This is a genomic window from Rhodoferax sp. RT5P35 (assembly GCF_056521385.1).
On the sequence record NZ_JBWMAX010000168.1, the window covers coordinates 1 to 1,327 of the forward strand.

General features: G+C 65.3%; 1 protein-coding gene and 1 pseudogene. Both read right to left on the reverse strand.

Annotation, left to right across the window (positions count from 1 at the left end):
• Nucleotides 1-1,044, reverse strand: a 1,044-nt coding sequence (locus AC097L_RS24655) for a CHASE domain-containing protein (protein WP_479589351.1), incomplete at its 3' end; no start/stop codon positions are given.
• Nucleotides 1,045-1,046: 2 nt separating this feature from the next.
• Nucleotides 1,047-1,327: pseudogene (locus tag AC097L_RS24660) on the reverse strand (ABC transporter substrate-binding protein); the annotation flags it as partial.

The window sequence follows — 1,327 nt, forward strand, 5'->3', positions numbered from 1 at the left end:
TTCGGTGGTCATCTGGGTGGCCATGATGACGGTGCGTGCACGGTCGCTCAGAAGCACCCAGGCCAGCAGGGCCAACACACCACTCAGGACCATGCCGTTGCGGGCAATCATCTGCGCCTTGTGGTGGGCCGGTGAAGCGGCTGCATCGGCGTGCTCCACCATGGCCAGGGTCCAGGTGCGGCCTCCCACCTGCAGATACTCCAGGGTGTCGGCCGAGGCCTGGGTTTTGGGCAAGGGGATGGGATTGGAGTCGAACAGCAGCGACTGGTTGCTGAGTTCTATGCCGTCAAAAATACGCACGTCCACACCACTGGTCTCCACACCCGGCAGCCCTGCCATCCACACATCCATGCGGCACGGTGCCACCACCCAACCCATCAGACCGGCACGCCGAGCGTCCACGGTATCGGTTGGTGCCCCGGGGCGGTAGACCGGCATGAACATGGCAAACCCCACCCGGACATCGGTACCGTTTTGCAGCGTGCGACTGAGCCTGCCGGTAATGGCCGCCGCCCCGGAATCGCGCGCGCGCTCCATGGTGGTCCGGTACACGGCATCGACCAGCAAATCCTGGCCGAGCGGGCCCAGCTTGGCATCCAAAGCCGGTTCCAGTTGCACCAGCGGGGCGTACTCGGGGCGCACACCTTCGGGCGCGAGCGCGTAGCCAGCGCCCAGGGCGCGCATACCGGCCATATGGGCGGGCAGTTCCGCCGCACCGACCAGCGGCACCCAGCCCAGCGCGACCACCCCGGATACATCGGCCCCGAGCTGCAAGGCCTCCACGTAACGGCTGAAGGCTTCTCGCCCCACCGGCATCCCTACCGCGAACAGGCCCTGCACGCCGCGCAGCACCTGCTCCTGGGCGCGCATGCGCTGCTCCACCCGGCTGGCAAAGGCCTGCACATTGGCATCCGCACGCGCGCGGTGGTCCAGCTCGGCGTTGCGGGTTTCAAACTGCCACAGCCACCAGGTGGTGCCCAACGACAACGCCAGTACCAGCACCGATCCGCCGAGGTGGTGAAGCCAGTTGTCGGGGCGCTTCAATCTCAAAACACCACCATCTCGCGGGCCAGTGCAGGCGGGAAATACTTCTCAAAGATCCGCAGCACCGTACCGTCATTGCGCAAGGACTGCACCACCGCCTGCCACTTGGCGATGTCGGCAGAGGCAATGGATTTCCTGGACATGATGAGCCCGTGCGGCACGGGAGGGTCGTTGAACTCGATGATCTGGGTCGTGTCCTTGATCTGCCGGGCCTGTACATCGCCCACGTCGAAGGGTTCGATCACCATGCCCTGGATACGCCCCAGAGCCAGTACCTGGTAAA